Below are 20,086 nucleotides of genomic sequence, written 5' to 3'. Positions count from 1 at the left end.
GACTTTCTAAAGATGAAGTATTTATATATTGATTCTAAGAAGAAATATTGCTAATATACTTCTAAAGATGAAGTTCTTTAAAATTTTTTTGTTCGGATTATCCATAGAATTGATAATATTTGCGGTAACATGAAATACTTAATTTTGAGAAAGGCGGAAACAACTATGAATGATTTTTATGAAGCAGTGGCAAATCTTTTGGAGGAGTTGCGATGTGATCCGGAGGAGAGAGAGTATGCGATTAAGCCGGAGGATATGAAAGAAGCGGATGCAGAGCTGAAGAGAGCGAATAAGAAATTTGGAAAATATCTTACAGGATTGTCGGATAAAGATAAAGCATTTCTGGAGGAATATCAGGAGGCAGTGGAACACGCCCATTTTAAAGAAGAACAGAGGGCATATTATCAGGGTATCATGGATGGTGTCCAATTATTGGGTGGCCTTGGCTTGATCAGGAAAGGCGGTAATATGAAAAAACTAATTAGTAAAGTTGCAGAATAGATAAAGCAGGTGGTGTGTATAGAAAGCACACCATCTGTCTATCATCACAATGATTCATAATTTTTCCAGACTATCTCCACATTTTTTTGATATATTATTCTGCGGGATTTTTGTAAGTACGAAGATAGGCTTCGACAATAGCAAGAATAGTGGTAATCTGGTCTGAAGTACACTCTGACAGATATACCTGGAGCCGTTTGTAATCCAAGTTATCTGCAGAGTTATTATAGAAAAACTGATCGGTAGGAATATGTAACGCACATACCAACTGTTTGAGTTTTTCAAAACTTGGTACATTTCCACGGTTCTCAATCTCTTTTATGTATCTGGTGGAGACACCGGATAATTCGGATAATTCATCATAAGTTAATTTCTGGTCAGTTCGGGCTTTCTTCAAAATCAATCCCATTTCTTTATTGATACGTTTTTTTCTCTTTTGAGTCATATATACACCTCCTGTGCATAAGTGTATAGTTCACAATCAATAAAGAAAATGCATTGATAATACACAAAAATAGAGGGTTATAATGCCCTTTATAATACGATAAAAAACTTTGGGTAATGCATATAAAAAAACGCAGTATTCAAAGGTTTTTTGACGTACTTTTTATCCTTTGATGTGTTTTGGAGGTCTATGAAAGCCAGACAGATCAAGGGATTTTTTTATTCTACCATAGAGAAATATCATTCTAAAGGCAGAAGGAGAAGGCGATAATCAACATTCAGTGCAATGCCATTAATTCTGCTTCTGAAAGTGTATTATACGCCTCTGTATTATGCGGAGAAAACTTAATACCTGATATAAAAAGCGTCCAGTGGATAAATATCTATCTGGACGCTTTTTACATACATCAAAATTTTTTTCAAAAAGATTTGACTTCACCCCAACATGGGAAAATACCCAATCGGGATATTGAGCGAAAGGGAAATAAAGGATTTCGCTCATACCAGTTGGTCGGGAAGGAGGTGAACTCTTATGGAGCAATCTTCTTCCTGGAGAGAATGGACGGTCAGACATCAGTTTGACCGGATATGTAAATTGGCATTAAAAGGCGAAGTCATTGATTATCAAAGGCATTTGGCCTATCGGCAAAAGCACGAAGTGATGTTGTCGGAATTGTCGCAGAAGGAGTTGAGCAGATTTTTTACGATGGATGAATACGATTTGGAAACATGCCGCTTTCAGGTCCTTGGTTATGATATTGAAGTTAAAGATGTTTTGATTGCGGAAGCCTTAAAAAATCTGACGGAAAAGAAGCGGAATGTCATTCTGTTATCCTATTTCATGGATATGAGTGATGCGGAAATTGCAAGGGAAATGAACCTTGTACGCAGTACCATCCATGAACATCGGAAACGCTCACTCGAATTACTCAAACAAATTATGGAGGCAAATACGGATGAGAAAAAACGAAAGACAGATTGATGAATCTGAATTGCTGCCTTTCCATATTATTCAGGCAGCATCAGAGGGTGATGTGGAAGCAATCAATGTAGTGCTGAAGCATTACGAAGGATACATAACCAGTTTATCCACAAGAATGCTATTTGATGAATATGGACAGGCATATTACTGTGTGGATGAGACTTTGCGTCGGCGTTTGGAAACAAAACTGATTACAAAGATACTGGATTTTGATCCGGTTCCTTATGGAACTGGAAAAGCTGCGAATAGGAAATAGGAGAAATAATTCTCTGATCTTAACTGTTCGATTGCACTTCATAGCTTGCTACTCTTTTCCCTTTCAGGAGTAGGGCAGATTGGGATCCAGTGCACCTTGAAAATTGAATATGGTTGATCCTGCAAGACGTATGGAGCAGTTGAGCTATGGAATGGATACGCCAGGACTACCTGTCCTTCTGGCTTCCCGACAAATTGTCGGGAGGTCAGAAGGATTGTAAGCGAGGAAATGCTGTTACGGGCATTGAAGCAAAGGTACGAGCGACAATTATTTGTTCCCGACAGAGAGATAGGTACTTTGTGGCGAAGATGCTGTTTTTGATAATGATACTTCCGGCAAGAGTCCGGTCTGATGAAGATGGTGCAAATCCAATGGGGCTATACCTGATAGCCGCTTGCAGGAATTTTTTAGTATATTTCAGGAAAGGGAATTATTATGGATGGGAATAGATTATTGAGATATAGTATGCAGTTATCTATGTTAAAACAGTTGCTTTCTAAGAAACTAATCAATGAAAGCGAATATCAGTTAATACAAAGAAAACTCATGAAAGATTATGGTGTTGTATCGAATATAACTGCTTGACGAAGTATGTGTGTTGCTATATAATATAATCAACACTACGATAGGAATACAAAAGGAGGGCGAAGATGGAAGTTGAGTTAATAAAAGCAAATGATCCATTTGATGGCTCTGCCAAAAAAAGAATTGATCGTTTAAGAGTTGCTGCGTATTGTCGAGTGAGCACAGACGATGAAGAACAGATAAAAAGCTATAATTCCATGGTTACGCATTATACTGACTTAATTCAGAATAATAAACAATGGATTTTTGCCGGAGTGTATGCGGATAGAGCAATTACTGGTACAAAAGTGGATAAAAGGGATGAATTTCAACGGTTGATACAGGATTGCCTGGATGGTAAAATTGACATGGTTATTGCGAAAAGTATTCCGAGATTTGCCAGAAATACCTTAGATACGTTAAAATATGTACGTATGCTCAAAGAAAGGAATGTAGCTGTATATTTTGAAGTTGAAAAAATCAACACATTAAAAGACGGCGAATTTTTGATGACCATATTAAGCTCTGTGGCACAGCAGGAAGTGGAGAACACATCTGCTTATGTAAAAAAAGGATTGAAAATGAAAATGAAGCGGGGCGAGCTTGTTGGGTTTCAGGGATGCCTGGGATATGACTATGATGTGGTTACGAAATCTCTTTCTGTTAATGAAAAAGGAGCGGAAGTTGTTCGATACATATTTGATCGATATGTTGCCGGAGCTGGCAGTACAATGATAGCCAGAGAATTAAACGAACAGGGAATAATGACAATCAAGGGTAATCCTTGGACTTCATCCAGTGTAATGGGGATTATCAATAATGAAAAATATAAAGGTGATATACTGTTAGGAAAAACTTTTACGGTTGATCCAATTTCAAAAAGAAGATTGGATAATTTGGGTGAAGAGGACAGGTATTACATCCATGATCATCATCAGGCAATTGTTTCGGAGGAAACATTTGAGAGAGCGCAGGAAATTAGAAACCGTAGAAATGGCAATAGAAAACATGAAGTTATTCTTGGAAAGAGAGAAAAGTTCAGCCGTCAATATGCATTCAGTTGTCTGTTAGAATGTGGATTTTGTGGCACAAATTTATCTCGGAGACGATGGCACAGTGGTTCAAAATATAAGAAAACGATATGGCAGTGTGTTAAGTCGACAAAAAATGGAAAGCGTTTTTGTCCTGATAGTAAAGGTATTCCAGAGGAAGTTATTGAACAAGCGTTTATTGAGTCCTATCGGATGCTGTGTAATGACAACAAGGATGTTCTGGAAGAATTTCTAAAGAGAACGGAAAAGACTCTGGGAGAAAATGCTGTTGAAGATGAAATAAATAAATTACAAAAGACAATTGATAGAATTTCTGTAAAGAGAAAGAGTTTACTTAATAGTTTTTTAGATGGTATTATTGAACAAAGTATTTATGAAGAAACTGATGTAGGGTTTCAAAGAGATTTATCGAATGCGAAAGCAAAACTTCAATATTTGAGTCAACAGTTAAAGGAGGAAAGTTTTTTAGAGAGAAGGATTTCTGATTTTAGAAAAGCGTTAACTGACAATCAGGTATTGGAAGAGTTTGACAGAGGAATATTTGAAAGTATTATTGAAAAAGTCATAGTTGGTGGCTATGATGAAGATGGATATAAAGATCCCTATAAGATAACTTTCATATATAAAACAGGATTTAAGAATGAAATTGGAAATGCAAAGGAACGTTTCGACAAGTCAAAGGGTATGGGGGATAAAGCTAAGGAATTGTGTTCCCATATACGTGACGAGGTAAAGGATGTGTGTTCCTATGTTAGTGACAACACATGTGGAAACGGTAGTACTGCTTTCCCACAAAAAACTGACAGCACAATCAGCGTAAAAGTGGAGTTTGGCGAGGGTGAGGGCAAAGTGCCGCTTGATAATATCGCTAAAAGAGCCGAGGTGTACAAGCCGAAAGAGAGAGTGACCTATAAAATGATAAAGGAGTACATAGAAGCTAAATACGGCTTCAAAGTACATACCGCATATATTGCGGAGGTAAAAAGGGATTTAGGCTTGCCGATGTACGAAGCTCCTAATGCGGTAGAAGAACTGAAACAGCCGAGGAAACATCCGACTGCAGAGAAAGTGGAAGCTATAAAGGATGCGTTGAAGTATTTTGAGGTAATTTAATAATGATGAGCGTATCATAAAAACAGTGGTACGCTTATTTTTTTACATATTTGTCTTTTCGTTGACCAATATTTTATTTGGTTATAAAAGCGGAGGACAGATTTTATACTAAACTGCCTAATTAATACAATTAAAAGCGTTCACTTTGCTATTATTGACTTAAAGACAAAAATCAAATATAATATAGTAAAGTGCCCAATCATTGGTTTGATTTGGGGCGATTAAATAGAGGTGAAGATATGCTTCAGAATAAAGATATTGAGACACTGAGAATGTTGTTTAGCAGTCATAATTATGTTATGACTACTGCTGAACTTACAGCTTCAAAGTTATACTATGCAGATATAAAAGAACTTTTAGATGAAGGAGTGATTGAAAGAGTCAGGCGAGGTTACTATCACTGGACTCAAGATTATGGAGAAAGTGAAGTTGTCATTATCAATCGATTGTTTCCCGATGCAGTGCTCTGTATGGAGACTGCCCTATTCTATTATAGATACAGTGACAGAAATCCTGCTGAATGGAACTTTGCAATAGATAAAAATGTCTCTAAGCGGCGAACAAAAATCGATTATCCGTTTATAAAGGTATATCGCGTAGAGTCAGAGTTGGTTACGCTGGGCGAAACCGAGGGTGAAATTGATTTCCACAAAGTCCGCATTTATGATCGTGACCGCACGATTTGTGATGTTTTGCGAAATATGAACAAAATGGATAAAGAGATTTTTAATAAAGCAATTCAGAACTATGTGAAAGACCCTAAAAAGAACATCCCTAACCTTATGCAATATGCAAAAGTGTTGAGAGTGCAAAAACGAGTAAAAGATTTGATTGGAGTGTGGTTGTAATGGCAGATAAAGCGGCTTCTGTTTTGGCAAAGCTCAGAAATAAAGCAAAGGTTTCTGGTATCAGTTATCAGCAGTGTCTACAGCTTTTTATGCAAGAAGAATTTTTGAGAAAGCTCTCGAAATCAAGATACGATGATTTCCTTGTATTAAAAGGCGGGCTGTTTATCTACACTCTTACAAATTTTGAAAGTCGAGCCACTATTGATGTTGATTTCCTGCTCCGTGGATATTCAAATTCAATAGACAATGTTAAGGATTTGATTTATAAAATCATTGATACACCGACAGGCAATGATTATATAGAGATGACAGCAAAAGGCTTTGAGGAGATTTCTCCGCAGAGAAAGTATCACGGTATCAGTACACAGATTATCGGTCAGATAAAGAATGTGCGAGTACCATTCAATGTTGATATAGGTGTGGGAGATGTTATCGTGCCAAAGGCAGAACAGCGTAAAATCAATACGCAGCTTCCAGACTTTGAAGCACCAGTAATCAAAACCTATTCCCTTGAAAGTACCATAGCTGAAAAGTTCGATGCTATTTTGCAACGATTTGAGCTGACAGGCAGAATGAAAGATTTTTATGATATTTACTATCTTTCAAGGACATTCGATTTTGATGGAGCGAAATTGCAAGTTGCTATCTTTGAAACCTTGCAGCGGCGTGGTACTCCCTACGACAAAAACAGTTTCAAGCGAGTTGTCGCACTTGCCGATGATGAGGATATGCAAAAGCGTTGGAAATTCTTTTTGAAGAATATAAAAGACAATACGCTTGAGTTTCCATTCGTCATTGCAGAAATCCAGACTTTCCTTGAGCCTGTGTTTGATGCGATGGTGAATGAAGAAGAATGGCAAAGACAATGGAAATATAATATGAACTGGACTAAAGATGAAAGGAGTTCTAATTTATGAGTATAGTACTTACAACTGAACAGCGTGAGCAAGCAGGTTCAGACTCCTATAACAGATTTGAATATCAAGTTCATTGGATTGTGTGCCATATAATAGACAAACTTCAAGATAATACAGAATGTAGTGTCTTCTGTGAATTTCACGATGATATGGCAGAGTTTTCTACCGATAATCAGCAGTATCAGTTTTATCAAATAAAAACAAAGGAAGACCCATCTGATTGGACTGTTGCAGAAATGTCAAAACGCGAAAAGAAGAAAAGTGGCGGTTATAAAAAGTCTTTCTTAGGATTTTTTTTCTACAATTATCTAACTTTTGGTACGGAGTGTTCACATTGTCATTTTGTATCAAACAATGATTTTGATAAGGAAGTTTTATTGTGGCAGGCAGTTATTGAAGATGGCAAGAAGTTACAGGTAGAAAACATTACACTATATGAAAAAATCAAAGACAGAATAAAAAATGAATTTACCAATGATATGCCAAGTAATTTTGATGCTGTATTTGATGCATTTATACAAAATACTTTTGTTCATAAATCCAATTTGCAATTAGCGGCATATGAAAATCAAACTAAGGGAGAATTTTTCAATCACTTAGCTGATAAAAGTATCCCGACAAATACGGCTAATCTTATTTTTCAACAATTATTAAATGATGTGAGAAAAAAGAGTAAAGAAAAAATTAAAGTACCTATCAGTATGAAAAGTTTAGTTGAGAAAAAAGGCGTTGATGTATGAATAAACAATAGGAAAATAGTGGGAGGTGGGAATATGGATTTAATCAATAAGAATTTTTAGCAAGATATTTCTGAATTGCTTGACAGCGCAAGAAAACAGGCTAAAACAGCGGTTAATTTGTCTATGGTTTATGCATACTATGAGATTGGACGCCGGATTTATGAGGAAGAATAGCAAGGGAAAGAACGTGCTGACTATGGAAAGTATCTTTTGAAAGAATTGTCGGAGTATTTGTTAAAGCGATTTGGAAAGGGATTTTCGGTTACAAACTTGAAACAGATGCGAAAATTCTATCTGACTTATGTGGACGATCAAATTGGTCAGACAGTCTCTGACCAATTCAAAAATTTGCCAACAGTAAGTAGTGGGAGAAAGTTTTTTCTAAGTTGGTCGCATCAGGAGACCCAAATTATTGATCACTTACAAAAGTTTTTGCTGGAACTTGGTACAGGATTTGCTTTTATTGGACGGCAGGTACGTTTTACATTCAACGAGGAGCATTTTCGGGTGGATCTGGTCTTTTATAATCGTTTATTGAGATGTTTTGTGCTTTTTGATTTGAAGATTGGTGAATTAAAGCATCAAGATATTTTCCAGTAAGTATCAGACAGTTCTTCCAAGTAAGGAAGAACTGAAACAGTTGCTTGAAGAACAGAATAATGAATTGAATTAAAAAGTTTGCAGTATTAAGAATGAAAGTATTATATTGTAAAAAGTGGATATGATACGATGTCACTAAAAAAACACTTGTATTGTTAGAAATGCGGATGCCTGGGAAACTATGAAAGAGTGTTGATTTGGCGTTCCGCTTTCTCTAACAGATGATCTGCGGATTGCGGGTTCTTTAAAACAAATTCGATATAATCCGCTGCATGAATCATATCTTTTTCTGCCGTAAGGGTAATGTGAATCTGATAATTCATCGTTTGCAACGGCTTTTTATATCAGCCATTGCTTCTGAAAATGGGCGTGTCCTGCCTGCAGCGACATCTTCAAGACCTTCCTGGATCAGCTCGTATAATTCAAAGCGTCCTACAAGCTGCTCGTAGGCTTCAATACTCATAACGGCAAGATCGCCTTTTCCGTTTTTGGTAATAAAAACAGGTTCAGAATAATCATGGCAGAAAGTAGAAATTTCGTTGTAGCTGTTACGCAAATCTGCGCTTGAACGGATTGTTGGCATATCAGCCCCTCCTTTATAAAGAAATTATACAAAAATTTCTTTATACCGTAAAGGAGAAGGGAAAAGTTTTTGTAGTTGGTATAGGCGCCTCTGGTAGTACTATGAAACATTTGAGAAAAGATTGGAGGGGGCATTATGGCAATGTTTGAAAAAGGGAACTGGAGGCAGACAATGCGGGAAATCCGAAATGTGAACCCTTTCTTAAAGGAAGATGCAGAAATGCTTGCCCTGGTGAAGAGCACGCTGGAGAAAATGGAAAGAAGCAGCCAACGTGGTGCTGGATGAAGATGGGGAACCGGATTTCTGTCTTCTGTTGGAGATTTTAACTTAATGGTTTGATTTATAAAACTGGCAATAATACAATTAGCATAATTTGAAAGAAAGCAGAGCGAATGATGAGCGAAAAGTTACTGATTGTTGAAGATGACAAAAAATTGAATGATGGAATACGTCTTGCTTTAAAGAATGATTCTTATTTCTTTTATCAGTGCAGAACCTTGCAGGAGGCGAGAGAGATTCTAAACAAAGAAGATATCACATTGGTTTTATTAGATGTGAACTTACCGGATGGAAATGGGATTGATTTTGTAAGAGAGATCAGAAAAAACAGTCAGGTGCCGATTATTCTGCTTACTGTAAATAATATGGAAGTGGATATTGTAACTGGATTGGAGGCCGGGGCAAATGATTATATTACGAAACCGTTTAGTTTGATGGTTCTGCGTGCAAGAGTATCTGTGCAGCTTAGAAATAAAGAGGTAACAGTTAAGGATTCTATGGAGTTTGATGGATTTGAGTTCTATTTTGATAAAATGGAATTTTTCAAAGATGGAGCCCCGATTGAACTTAGCAAGACAGAGCAAAAGCTACTGCGGGTGCTGTGTGAAAATAAAGGTAAGGTGTTAAAACGAGAATACTTGATCGACGAGGTATGGCAGGGGGATACAGAGTTTGTGGATGCCCATGCCCTGACTGTTGCGATCAAACGTCTCAGAGATAAATTAGAAGATGATGTGCAGAAGCCTGAATATATCAAGACAGTTTATGGAATTGGTTATACATGGGCGGTGAGAGAGTGATCGAAAGAATAATATGGATTGCAGGAATATTTGTCCTGAGCGGAGTTTTTTGGTACTTTCTTTTTTATCAGAAAGAAAAAAGGCTTTTGAACCGGCTGCAGCAAATGCTGGATCATGCGATAGATGGAGAATTGGAACGGACAGAAATCTCCGAAGAAAAGTATTCTGCCCTTGAAAACAGCATGAAACAGTATTTGGACAGTAATTTTCTGGCAAGAAAGAATCAGCAGGAACAAAAAGAAGTGATACAGAAACTGATTTCCGACATTGCGCATCAGACATTGACACCGATATCTAATTTGAAGATTTATGGTGAAATACTCTCTGAAACGAATCATGAAAATCGGGAGGAGATAGATACCATTTTGGAGCAGACGGAGAAATTAGATTTTTTGATACAATCACTGGTCAAATTATCCCGGATGGAAAGTGGGATTATTGAGGTACATCCGGAAGAGGTTAATATCAGGCAATTACTGCAAGATATTCGTCACCAGTTTGCTGCAAAAGCGAGGGAAAAGAATATTACCTTAAGTATGTGCGATACAGATTTGTATGTTATCTGTGACCTGAAATGGACTGCAGAGGCAATTGGAAATATCGTAGATAATGCGATAAAATACACGCCGGGCGGAGGAACAGTTCAGCTGAAGGTGGAGAAATATTCTTCCTTTGTGAAGGTTGATGTAATCGACGATGGTATTGGAATCAAAAAGGAAGAAATACCAAAGATATTTGGCAGGTTTTACCGAAGTCTGTCAGTAGCGGATCAGCCAGGGGTAGGAGTTGGTTTATTTCTTGCAAGAGAGATTATTCAGGCACAAAAAGGATATGTGAAAGTGAAATCAGAGATTGGGAAAGGTTCCACATTTTCTGTGTTTCTTCCCGTATAAGGTGCGAATAGTATCAAAACTGTGATATTTCAGAAACCGGATGGAGACATTGTTATGATAAAGTCTGTATTGTAAAGATCAATACAGGCTTTTTTACAATATAAGACAGGGAGGAAAACATGAATATATTAAAAGCAGTAGATTTACAAAAAATATACGGACAGGGAGAAACGGAAGTTCGAGCCCTTGACGGTGTAAATTTGGCAGTGGAAAAAGGGGAATTTGTAGCGATTGTTGGAACTTCCGGGAGCGGAAAGTCCACGATGCTCCATATCATTGGTGGGTTGGATAATCCAACATCCGGGCAGGTCATTGTGGATGGACAGGACTTAAGCCATATGACAGATGAAGAGCTTACCATTTTCAGGCGCAGAAATATTGGGTTTGTATTCCAACAGTATAATCTGGTTCCGATGCTGAATGTATGGGAGAATATTATTCTTCCCGTGAAACTGGATGGGAAAAAGATTGAAAAGAAATATGTAGATGAAATCATTGATACACTTGGTATTCGGACAAAATTGGAAAATCTGCCAAGTGCTTTATCCGGGGGACAGCAGCAGAGAGTGGCGATTGCAAGGGCATTAGCGGCGAAACCGGCTATTTTGCTGGCTGATGAACCGACCGGAAATCTGGATTCCAAAACAAGTCAGGATGTATTGGGACTTCTAAAAGTGACCAGTAAGCGGTTTCATCAGACTATCGTAATGATTACCCATAATGAGGAGATTGCCCAGATGGCAGACCGGATTTTGCAGATCGAAGATGGAAAAATTGTTTCAGACAGTGGATTGGTATAGCAGGGGGCGATTTTATGGTAAAAGTAGAGAATAAAGAAACATTACGATTATTAACGAAGCGTTTTATGAAAATGAATCGTGCCAGAAATATCATTGCTGTTATTGCAATCATGCTGACTTCCCTTTTATTCACAAGTCTTTTTGTGGGGAGTGTATCCATGATTCTTTCCAAAAGAGCAACGGAAATCAAACAATTTATGGATTCTGCCCATGCCAGTGCACAGAATCTGTCAGAAGAAGATGCAAAGCGATTGCAGCAAACAATCGAACAGAGTGAAGAGGTGGAACGATATGGTTCCGGCATTTTCCTGGGAGCCGGAATGGATGAGCGGTTTGGCTTTTCTGTAGAGGTCAGATATGCGGATGAAAATATGGCAGAAAGCTTTAATTGTCTGCCAACCACAGGAAGACTGCCGGAAAAAGAAAATGAAGTAGCACTCAGCAGCATGATACTGGAAACTCTGGGCGTTACTCCTAAGATTGGGGAAGAAGTAACGCTGACCTGGGAAGTAAATCCAATGCTGAAGCAATATAAGACAGATACGTTCCGGATCTGTGGATTTTGGCAAGGGGATAAAGCTGTTTTAGGACAGATGGTCTGGGTATCTGAAGCCTATGCAAAGGAGAATTGTTATCCTGTTACAGAGGAAGAATTAGAAAATGGCATTTACAATGGAGGGAAAGAGTATTCTGTCTGGTACAAGAACCTTTGGAATCTGGAAAAGAAAACAGAAACTATATCTAAGGCAGCGGGATTTACAAAAGCAGGGACAGGAATGGAAGTCAATCCGGCATATAATCTTTTGGAAGAAGATTCTTTTTCTTTTTCTTCTCTTATCGTAATGATTCTATTTGTGATATTGGCAGGATACCTGATTATTTATAATATCTTTAATATTTCTGTGAAAACGGATATCCGGGCTTATGGACTGTTAAAGAACGTGGGAACAACAGGAAAGCAGTTGAAGAAAATTGTACGTATGCAGGCATGGAGATTGTCAGCAGTGGGGATTCCAATCGGATTGCTTTGTGGTTATCTTGCAGGTCTTTGTATGGCTCCGTCCTTGAATGCAGATGCTGAAATCAGTGCACAGGCAGGAAAGACTGCTCAGACAGTAGTATCAGCAAATCCTTTGATTTTTCTTTCAGCAGCGCTTTTGACACTTTTAACGGTGTATCTCTCCAGTCTGCAGGCCTGTAAAATGGTGGAAAGGGTATCTCCGGTGGAAGCACTGCGCCTGGCAGAAGGAGAGCAGTCACAGAGGAAAATAAAAAAGAATACTTCTGTAACCTGGTGGGGGATGGCAGTTCAAAATGTGTTGCGAAATTGGAAAAAGGGATTGATTGTTATGCTTTCTATCGCTCTTTCTATGGTGGTTGTCAACTGTATCGTGATGTTGGTGCAGGGATATGATTTTGATTCTTACCGGAATGTGTTTTTAGCCTCTGATTTTCAACTGGATCAGATGACAGGCAGTTTGTTGAACACGAATTTCAATGGTATTACACCTGAAATCAAAAAGATTCTGAACGAATGCCCTGATAGTGCTCAAACAGGATATGTGTATTATTCTGAGGAAACCCACAAGATGGAGCCGGAACTTCTGAAAACATGGGAAGCATTTGCTGATAAATATGAAGAAAACTGGAACGATTATGAAGAACAGGTTTGGGAAGAGGCAAAGGCTTCCAATACAGTAAGTGTTCATTTTCTCGGAATCAGCGAGTCGGTGTTTGACAAATTAGAATGGAGAGGAGAAAAATGCTCATGGGATACATTTAAAAGCGGAAACTATGTGCTTGTAGATTATGGTGATAAATATGCAGAACATCCGGTTTCTTATTATCAGACCGGGGATGTTTTTCAGATGGAGTACAAAAACGGAAACCAAAAAGATTACGAAGTCATTGGAGAAGCACTGATGCCATATGCATTGGATTATCCGTATGCAGACCTTATCTATATTACGGTATTAGTTCCAGAAGATGAGTATATTACCCAGACGGGAAATGAGTCAGCCATGTATGCTGCCATCGATGCAAAGAAAGGAGCGGATAAGCAGATAAAAAAATACATTGATGAAAATGTTTTGAAAGAAAATGAAATGATCAATGTTTTTTCTGCACTGGATATGGAGGAGAGTTTTCAGCGGTTTGTCAGCAAATATTATATGATCGGTGGTTTTCTTGTCGTTATTTTAGCGTTCATCGGTATTATGAATTTCTTTAATACAACAGCCACTTCTGTGATCAGCAGGAAAAAGGAGCTGGCGCTTTTGGAAGTCGTGGGAATGACGAAAAAACAGGTATCGAAAATGCTGGTGGCTGAGGGATTTCTATATTTGGGGGGCGCATTTGTAATTGCAGTATTGTTAGTTGTGTTTGGAGCAGAGAAGATTTTAGTAAATACAATTGGTACAGCATTTTTCTTTCGGCTGCACCTTACGATAGTGCCATGTGTGCTTATGATTCCGATTTTGGTTGGAATTGCGTATGTGATACCCAGGTATCAGTTTGAAAAGATGAGTCGGGAGAGCGTTGTTGAAAGGATTCGTAAGGAATAATAACATTTTCGAGCCGGACATTTATTAGATGCTACCGGTGGGCGAACAATATTTTCGATGACAGAAATCCTGTCTCTATCATCATTATTATATGGTTGTACCCCGAAAATAAATTGAGGGAATAAATATGGAGAATATTTTTCTATATGATAAAATTGTATTTGTGAAGATATGAAGAGGGGGATATGGATATAACAGATTCTCCTATACATCTTCGCATGGATTTGATGGAAAAAGTGCGCCGCCTGATTTCGAATAAGAATCCGCGACATGAATGGCTGAGAATGTCAGATCAGGAGCTTATGGTAAGTGCAGGATTGTATGAAACGGATTTTGTAACCGGGCAACAGGGGTATAATCTTGCAGCAGTATTATTATTTGGAAAAGATGAAGTGATACAGTCGTGTGTTTCTGGATATGTTACGGATGCATTATGTCGAAAAGAAAATCTGGACAGATATGATGATCGTTTGATTGTAAAAACAAATCTTATTGATAGTTATGAAATTTTGATGGATTTTATTGCGAAACATACTTCAGATAAATTTTGCCTGGTAGATAACGTAAGAACAAGCGTAAGAGATTTGATTGCCCGTGAAGTAGTCAGCAATATTCTTGTTCATAGAGACTTTTCCAGTGCATTTCCAGCAAAAGTAGTTATTGAAAACGATTGGATAAAAACGGAAAACTGGTGTCGTGCCAGAAGACAAGGAAAAATTTCTGAAACCGAATTTACACCGTATCCGAAGAATCCGATTCTGGCACGTTTTTTTGTTGCACTTGGTCTGGCTGATACAATTGGTTCTGGCGTGAGAAATTTATTTAAATATACGCCAATATATACACAAGGGGGGAACGCCGGAATTAATTGAGGCAGATGTATTTCGGATTCATATTCCGATTACGCAGATTGCAGTTGAAGAGTATGTTGAAAAGACTGAACTGACAGAACGTGAAAAACAGATTGTCAGTTTGATTGAAGAAAATAATCAATTAACAGTAGAAGAAGTAATGGATGCTTTAAAGATATCAAGAGCAACAGTATTTCGTGATTACGCTAAAATTCGTAAAAAGTGCGGAGCAGTATATGATAAAAAGACAGGGGAATGGTATTTGCCAGTCTCAAGTAAAAAGTGAGACTGAGGACAGATTTTTAATAAAATAAAGAGCTAGTCTCAAAATCTCAAGGGAAAGTCTCACAGTCTCAAGTGGGAAAATGAAGCTGTGAGACTTTAGTCTGCTAAAGGGAATGACAAACGAATATCTGTGATTGTAGTAAAAACTTGCGGCTTATTCAAAAGACATAATTAACAGTAGCGTCAGTGAACAGGCGTGTTGCCCCTTGTCCACTGACGCTAAAATGTCCAGATAGAAAGCTCGTAACACTACCTTGGCACCAGAGAGAATCGTACAGGGAAACGAAAATATGTCAATAAAAAGAAGTATTGAAAGTAGTTGGAACAAGTACCAAAACAAAGTTGGGATATTTGATAGAAATCATATCACAAAAAAATAAGAATTGTAGGTGGAAGGTTTGAACATAGAAGCGTATGATGCAGATTCATTGAGAAAGATGGTTAGGTTGCTTGAATATGAGAACAAGTTGTTAAAAGGTAAATTGAAGAAGGCAGGCATTTCATATGAAGAGGTGAATCCTTTTGAAGAAAAAATAGAAAGTGCAGAAGAATATGATCTGGATCAAGGGAATCGTATTGTAAATCCACCGTATATCACAGAGAAAATGGCAATACGTTTCTTTTCGATGTTTTGGGGAAGAGAAGATGTATATGCCAGACGGGGAAAGAACGGGGGCTATTTTCCACAATGTGCGAATCGTTGGAATGACCGGCTTTGTCCTAAGCAACGTAAAGAGAAGGTATTTTGTGATGAATGTGAAAATACCAAATGGATAAGTCTGGATGTTAAAAAAATAATTGCTCATTTGTTGGGCACAAAAGAGGATGGATCAGATGTAATAGGTGTATATCCTTTACTGCCAAATGGTACATGCAGATTTATTGTATTTGATTTTGATAATCATGAAAAAGGAGCAGAAGTTACGGACTTTGCGAATACGGATAATGAGTGGCATAAAGAAGTGGATGCGCTTAGAAAAATATGTGAGCTTAATGGTATCAGACCTTTAGTTGAGAGATCCCGATCCGGAAAAGGTGCTCACGTATGGATTTTCTTTAAAAAGGCAATACCTGCGGCAAAAGCAAGAAATTTCGGATTTCTCCTATTAGATAAAGGGTCAACTTCCATCAATCTAAAATCGTTTCATTATTATGATAGAATGTATCCTTCGCAGGATGTGGCAAGCAGCATAGGTAATTTGATTGCATTGCCGTTACAGGGACAGGCACTTAGGAATGGAAATAGTGCTTTTGTAGATGAAAATTGGAATGCATATCCTGATCAATGGGATACTCTTTTTAATAAGACCGGAAAGCTGGGAATAGAAGATATTGAACAATGCATGGCAAAATGGCAGGGAGAATTAGCAGAAGCCAGAGGAATGCTTACTAATGTTGAGAAGAATGTCAGACCGAAACCATGGAAGAAGAAATGCGAGTTTTGTAATTCAGATGTTGTGGGCAGGCTGCACATGGTATTGGGCAATGGAGTTTATATTGATACCCTGAATCTTATGCCAAGAATACAAAATCAAATTCGTAGTTTGGCGGCATTTGATAATCCAGAATTTTATAAAAATAAAAGGCTGGGATATTCTAATTATTATAATTTTAGTGCGGTATATTTGGGTAAGGATATAGATGGATATATACAGATTCCGAGAGGGCTACGAGAAAATGTTATACAGGAGTGTGAAAAAGCAGGCATTTCAGTTGATATTTCAGATCAAAGAGAAACGGGACATCCTATCAGAGTATCTTTTAAAGGTGATTTGCGAATGCAACAGGAATTAGCGGCAGAAAAATTATTATCACATTCGGATGGGGTCCTGAGTGCGGCAACTGCATTTGGAAAGACTGTAGTCTGTAGTTATCTTATTGCAGAGCGAAAAGTAAATACGCTCATTTTGCTGCAAAGTAAAGATTTACTTAATCAGTGGGTTGATGAATTGGATAATTTCTTGGAGGTAAGAGAAGAACCGCCGGAATATGAAACAAAAACAGGAAGAAAGAAAAAAAGGGATAGCGTCATAGGAGTTTTACACGGAAGTAAAAATACGTTAACAGGGATTATAGATGTTGCAATGGTTGGTTCGATGTACAGCAGAGGAAAGTTTAATGAGCAGATTAATTCTTACGGAATGGTAATCATGGATGAATGTCATCACGCAGCTTCTAACACATCTATGGAATTATTGCGAAAAGTGAATGCAAAGTATGTGTATGGTGTTTCTGCCACACCAAAACGTGGAGACAGTCTTGATCGGATTATCTATATGCTGCTTGGACCTTTGAGACATAGATTTACTGCGTTGGAGAGAGCTAAGGAACAAGGAATTGGACATTATTTTGTCCCAAGATACACAAGAGTAGTTGATACTGCAGAAAGCAAGGATAATATTAACAAAGCATATAATTTGATTAGTACCAGTAAGGTGCGAAATGAAATGATCGTAGATGATGTTATAACTTGTGTCACAAGAAAACAAACGCCTGTAATTTTGACAAGATTTAAGGAACATGCAAAATTTTTATATGATGCTTTGAAAGGGGAAGCAGATCATGTATTTCTTCTATATGGTGATAATTCCGATAAGGAAAATGCAGAAATTCGAGTAAGGTTAAAGCAGGTTCCTGAAAATGAAACGCTTATTTTAGTTGCAACTGGTCAGAAAATAGGAGAAGGGTTTGACTTTCCAAGACTGGATGTATTAATGCTTGCAGCACCTGTGTCTTTTGAAGGTCGTCTTGAACAGTATGTGGGAAGACTGAATAGAGATTATCCCGGAAAAGAAGCTGTTTATGTGTATGATTATATTGATTCTCATGTCCGCTTCTTTGATAAGATGTATGCGAAAAGGTTAAGAACATACAAAAAGACAGGATTTTCAATATGGACGGGAGAGTTGCAGTCTAAACAGATGATAAATGCAATATTCGATTCCGGAAATTATACCGAAAAATTTGAGCAAGATCTTGTAGAGTCAGAAAAAATGGTGGTAATTTCCAGTCCGGATATCAGACAGGATAAAATTGAAAGATTTCTACTACTGATAAAGAAGAGACAGGAAGCTGGGGCAAAGATTACAGTTATTACAACAGATCCGGAAGATATTACTTATGGAAAGTCAGATGTATGTTATGAACTAATCAGAACAATGCAAGTGGTAGGAATAAATGTGATAACAAGAACCGAAGTAGAAGAATGTTTTGCCGTTATTGATGGTGAAATAGTATGGCATGGTGGGATGAATCTTCTTGGAAAAGCTGATGTTTGGGACAACTTAATGCGTATTAGAAATTCTCAAGTTGCAACTGAATTGTTGGAAATTGCTTTGGGATATTCTGAGGATAGAAAAGGTGAATAAAAAGATTAAATGCGATATATACCAGCGTATCTACAACCATACAGGTAGATGGCTACAGTCTGGATGCTCAGAAAGAAAAGCTCAGGAGATATGCGGAATTTCAAAATATGGAAATTGTAAATGGGTATTCTGATGAAGGTAAATCTGGAAAAAGCGTAGAGGGCAGACCGGAATTTCAGAGAAGGCTGGATAATATAGAGAATGGCACAGATGAGATACAGTTTGTACTGGTATTCAAACTTTCCAGATTTGGCCGTAATGCGGCAGATGTTTTGAATTCTTTGCAGAGGATGCAAGACTGTGGGGTGAACCTGATTTGTGTCGAGGATGGGATTGACAGCTCCAAAGATAGTGGAAAGCTGGCTCATCAAAAACGAGAAAAAACAGGCGTGAAGTATGAAAAGACGCATAGTCCGGATCATGAACATATCTTATCTGGAATACTGAGATGCCCGTTATGTGGAAGCGGTATGTGTGGAAACATGAACCGAAAGAAAAAGAAAGATGGAACCTTATATAAGGATTATTTTTATTATGCCTGCAAACACCGTTGTTTGGTAGATGGTCATAAATGTGGATATCGTAAACAATAGAGTGAGGATAAGATTAACAGCGCAGTGGAAGAAGTTATTCGGAAGCTGGTGAAGAATCCTAAATTTGAAGAAGCAATCTTGAATAAAATCGGTTCAAGAATAGATACAGAAGAAATAGAAAAAGAGATTGAAGGTGTGGAGAACGGTATAGAGAAAGTCAAGAACTGCCTGTTGAATATTCAGCAACAGAAAATATCAGAAGAAAACGTCTATCAATTTCTTTTATATTTTGATAAACTATATGATAAGTTCACCGGCCTGGAGAAGAAGGATTTCTTAACAGCTTTGTAGAACAGGTGGACATTTACGAGCAGGAGCTGCCAGATGGCAGATTTCTGAAGCACATAAAGTTTCGTTTTCGGGCAAGGACCTGAAAATCCGAAAGATCGCAATCGGGTACTCGGCTGCTGCGCTTGCTGTCGTTTCTTTCTCCGTATCGAAGTAATACCAAAGGTGATATAAGGGAAATGTTTGCAACGATTTGGGCGGGAGAAGAATGACAGAAGCAGAGGCTCAGGCCCAGCGTGCTGCAAAAGGATATTGGCGTGTTAAGCCAGAATGTCAGGAGAAATGAAATGGTTATTGGAGTTATTGGTGAAAGCTGCACGGGTAAGTCGACCCTTGCGGATAAGATGAAATGTCTGTTTAATGCAGAAGTTTATACAGGCAAGGATTACTTGCGTCTCGCAAAGAATGAAGCTATTGCAAAAAAACTCTTTCAGAAGAAACTGGATGAGGCTGTTGCCGGTCAAAACATTATCTATGTGGTTTCTGAAAAAGAGCATTTGTCGCTCCTGCCAGAAAAAGCTTTTAGGGTCCTTGTCACAGCAGATTTGGATACAATTAAAGAAAGGTTTGCTCAACGGATGAGGGGTAATCTTCCTGCCCCCGTAGCAGTTATGCTGGAAAGAAAGCACGGCTGTTTCGATAATGAGGCGCATGATATCCATGTAGTATCTGGGCAAGCTGATCTGGATGAAGTATGTGTTTCTGTCAAGAGTATGATAAATGCACTGTAAGAGCAGCGGCAGACAGTTACAATACAAAATAATA

At 38.0% G+C, this 20,086-nt stretch carries 19 protein-coding genes and 3 pseudogenes; 20 read left to right on the top strand and 2 right to left on the bottom strand.

Features of this window, described 5'->3' with window-relative positions; translation table 11 throughout:
- Positions 1–165 precede the first annotated feature (165 nt).
- A complete protein-coding gene (locus QOX44_RS13180) occupies positions 166–501 on the top strand; it encodes a hypothetical protein (RefSeq protein ID WP_283683653.1) in 336 nt (111 codons plus the stop codon).
- Positions 502–595: 94 nt separating this feature from the next.
- Here the strand turns inward: QOX44_RS13180 and QOX44_RS13175 are convergent, their stop codons facing one another.
- On the bottom strand, positions 596–946 hold the full coding sequence (locus tag QOX44_RS13175) for a helix-turn-helix domain-containing protein (protein WP_283683652.1): 351 nt from the start codon (positions 944–946) through the stop codon (positions 596–598).
- 531 nt (positions 947–1,477) lie between these two features.
- Here QOX44_RS13175 and QOX44_RS13170 point away from each other — a divergent pair.
- The 9 genes and pseudogenes from QOX44_RS13170 to QOX44_RS18120 all read left to right on the top strand — a co-directional run bounded on the left by QOX44_RS13170 (position 1,478) and on the right by QOX44_RS18120 (position 8,090).
- Positions 1,478–1,927, top strand: coding sequence for an RNA polymerase sigma factor (locus tag QOX44_RS13170; protein ID WP_283683651.1), 450 nt, complete (start codon positions 1,478–1,480; stop codon positions 1,925–1,927).
- Positions 1,902–2,183, top strand: coding sequence for a helix-turn-helix domain-containing protein (locus tag QOX44_RS13165; RefSeq protein ID WP_283683650.1), 282 nt, complete (start codon positions 1,902–1,904; stop codon positions 2,181–2,183). Before QOX44_RS13170 ends, QOX44_RS13165 begins: the two co-directional genes overlap by 26 nt.
- Positions 2,184–2,329: 146 nt before the next feature.
- A complete protein-coding gene (locus tag QOX44_RS13160) occupies positions 2,330–2,632 on the top strand; it encodes a hypothetical protein (RefSeq protein ID WP_283683649.1) in 303 nt (100 codons plus the stop codon).
- Positions 2,619–2,768, top strand: coding sequence for an SHOCT domain-containing protein (locus QOX44_RS18255; RefSeq protein WP_026648630.1), 150 nt, complete (start codon positions 2,619–2,621; stop codon positions 2,766–2,768). Before QOX44_RS13160 ends, QOX44_RS18255 begins: the two co-directional genes overlap by 14 nt.
- Positions 2,769–2,833: 65 nt before the next feature.
- Positions 2,834–4,579: pseudogene (locus tag QOX44_RS13150) on the top strand (recombinase family protein); the annotation flags it as partial.
- A 572-nt stretch (positions 4,580–5,151) separates the two neighbouring features.
- Complete coding sequence (locus QOX44_RS13145) at positions 5,152–5,760, top strand: type IV toxin-antitoxin system AbiEi family antitoxin domain-containing protein (protein WP_283683647.1); 609 nt, start codon at positions 5,152–5,154, stop codon at positions 5,758–5,760.
- Positions 5,760–6,677 (top strand): nucleotidyl transferase AbiEii/AbiGii toxin family protein, encoded by a 918-nt coding sequence (locus tag QOX44_RS13140; RefSeq protein ID WP_283683645.1) that lies wholly within the window; start codon positions 5,760–5,762, stop codon positions 6,675–6,677. The genes QOX44_RS13145 and QOX44_RS13140 overlap by 1 nt, the downstream gene beginning before the upstream one ends.
- Complete coding sequence (locus QOX44_RS13135) at positions 6,674–7,417, top strand: dsDNA nuclease domain-containing protein (RefSeq protein ID WP_283683643.1); 744 nt, start codon at positions 6,674–6,676, stop codon at positions 7,415–7,417. The genes QOX44_RS13140 and QOX44_RS13135 overlap by 4 nt, the downstream gene beginning before the upstream one ends.
- A gap of 123 nt (positions 7,418–7,540) precedes the next feature.
- A pseudogene (locus QOX44_RS18120) lies at positions 7,541–8,090 on the top strand (PDDEXK nuclease domain-containing protein).
- A 246-nt stretch (positions 8,091–8,336) separates the two neighbouring features.
- On the opposite strand, the gene QOX44_RS13125 reads toward QOX44_RS18120, so the two are convergent.
- Positions 8,337–8,600: a type II toxin-antitoxin system prevent-host-death family antitoxin gene (locus QOX44_RS13125; RefSeq protein WP_283683641.1), complete on the bottom strand. Its 264-nt coding sequence runs from the start codon at positions 8,598–8,600 to the stop codon at positions 8,337–8,339.
- Between the two features lie 135 nt (positions 8,601–8,735).
- Between QOX44_RS13125 and QOX44_RS13120 the strand changes: the two genes are divergently transcribed.
- The 10 genes and pseudogenes from QOX44_RS13120 (at position 8,736) to QOX44_RS13075 (ending at position 20,052) form a co-directional block, all read left to right on the top strand.
- Entirely contained in the window at positions 8,736–8,885 is a 150-nt protein-coding gene (locus QOX44_RS13120; RefSeq protein ID WP_283683640.1) for a transposon-transfer assisting family protein, read from the top strand.
- Between the two features lie 110 nt (positions 8,886–8,995).
- Positions 8,996–9,679, top strand: a complete 684-nt coding sequence (locus tag QOX44_RS13115; RefSeq protein WP_283683637.1) for a response regulator transcription factor — start codon at positions 8,996–8,998, stop codon at positions 9,677–9,679.
- On the top strand, positions 9,676–10,572 hold the full coding sequence (locus QOX44_RS13110) for a sensor histidine kinase (RefSeq protein ID WP_283683635.1): 897 nt from the start codon (positions 9,676–9,678) through the stop codon (positions 10,570–10,572). The genes QOX44_RS13115 and QOX44_RS13110 overlap by 4 nt, the downstream gene beginning before the upstream one ends.
- 119 nt (positions 10,573–10,691) lie before the next feature.
- Positions 10,692–11,372, top strand: a complete 681-nt coding sequence (locus tag QOX44_RS13105; protein ID WP_283683633.1) for an ABC transporter ATP-binding protein — start codon at positions 10,692–10,694, stop codon at positions 11,370–11,372.
- Between the two features lie 14 nt (positions 11,373–11,386).
- Positions 11,387–13,936, top strand: coding sequence for an ABC transporter permease (locus tag QOX44_RS13100; RefSeq protein WP_283683631.1), 2,550 nt, complete (start codon positions 11,387–11,389; stop codon positions 13,934–13,936).
- 185 nt (positions 13,937–14,121) lie between these two features.
- On the top strand, positions 14,122–14,808 hold the full coding sequence (locus tag QOX44_RS13095) for a hypothetical protein (protein WP_283683629.1): 687 nt from the start codon (positions 14,122–14,124) through the stop codon (positions 14,806–14,808).
- A gap of 100 nt (positions 14,809–14,908) precedes the next feature.
- Positions 14,909–15,073, top strand: a complete 165-nt coding sequence (locus tag QOX44_RS18250; protein WP_283683627.1) for a DeoR family transcriptional regulator — start codon at positions 14,909–14,911, stop codon at positions 15,071–15,073.
- Positions 15,074–15,470: 397 nt separating this feature from the next.
- Complete coding sequence (locus tag QOX44_RS13085) at positions 15,471–18,440, top strand: TOTE conflict system archaeo-eukaryotic primase domain-containing protein (RefSeq protein ID WP_283683625.1); 2,970 nt, start codon at positions 15,471–15,473, stop codon at positions 18,438–18,440.
- Positions 18,433–19,392: pseudogene (locus QOX44_RS18245) on the top strand (recombinase family protein); the annotation flags it as partial. The gene QOX44_RS13085 and the pseudogene QOX44_RS18245, both read left to right, overlap by 8 nt.
- A 216-nt stretch (positions 19,393–19,608) precedes the next feature.
- Positions 19,609–20,052 carry a hypothetical protein gene (locus QOX44_RS13075; RefSeq protein WP_283683624.1) on the top strand — a complete coding sequence of 148 codons (444 nt, stop codon included), beginning with the start codon at positions 19,609–19,611 and terminating at the stop codon, positions 20,050–20,052.
- The last annotated feature ends 34 nt before the right edge of the window (positions 20,053–20,086 follow it).

This window comes from Parablautia sp. Marseille-Q6255 (genome assembly GCF_951230155.1).
Lineage (GTDB): Bacteria > Bacillota > Clostridia > Lachnospirales > Lachnospiraceae > Choladousia.
Note: the sequence above shows the minus strand (reverse complement) of the source record. Positions and strands in the feature narration are given on the sequence as shown.